1 protein-coding gene is annotated in these 539 nt (G+C 44.3%); it reads right to left on the bottom strand.

The window, feature by feature from the left end; all coding sequences use genetic code 11:
* Nucleotides 1-481 (bottom strand): condensation domain-containing protein (locus A4R26_RS12265; RefSeq protein WP_242674890.1); only part of this gene is annotated, 481 nt, incomplete at its 3' end.
* Nucleotides 482-539: the final 58 nt, after the last annotated feature.

Below are 539 nucleotides of genomic sequence, written 5' to 3'. Positions count from 1 at the left end.
TTATAGACTGTAAGTTCTTTTTATAAGATCCGGCTAATTTTTTGATCGTTGCCGCGTCATATCTCAAACTTGAATACCAGATCGACATACCCAGTTCTCCCCTTACCAGCATCCCCGATATATCAAGGGCGGCGTCCGTTCTATTCTCTTTTGATACATCTGATCCGATACGCTCCGATGCATACTCAAATAGGGAATCTTCATCATTGGATACATTTGCGCCAAAGTCTCCAAGGTAATTAAAGGTGATCTGTGGGGTGAGTTTACGCTCAAGCCCTTCCCGGCTTAAGTAGGTGAGAATGCCATAACCAATTCCCTTACCAGGTACGCTTCGCAGATCTTCTTTTACGTTTACTAAGCTCTCTGCCAAACTGGAAGATTTGGATACATCCAGTACAAATGGATAATCCGTAGCAAACCAGCCAATCGTTCTGCTGATGTCTACCCCATCGATGATTTGCTCTCTTCCATGACCCTCCAACTTTAAGACAGTTTTATCTGCGGACAAAACTTCTTTCAGCGCAAGGCCAAGACCTGCC

Source organism: Niastella populi, from assembly GCF_002078015.1.
Classification (GTDB): Bacteria; Bacteroidota; Bacteroidia; order Chitinophagales; family Chitinophagaceae; genus Niastella; species Niastella populi.
This window is presented reverse-complemented; position numbering and strand designations above follow the sequence as displayed.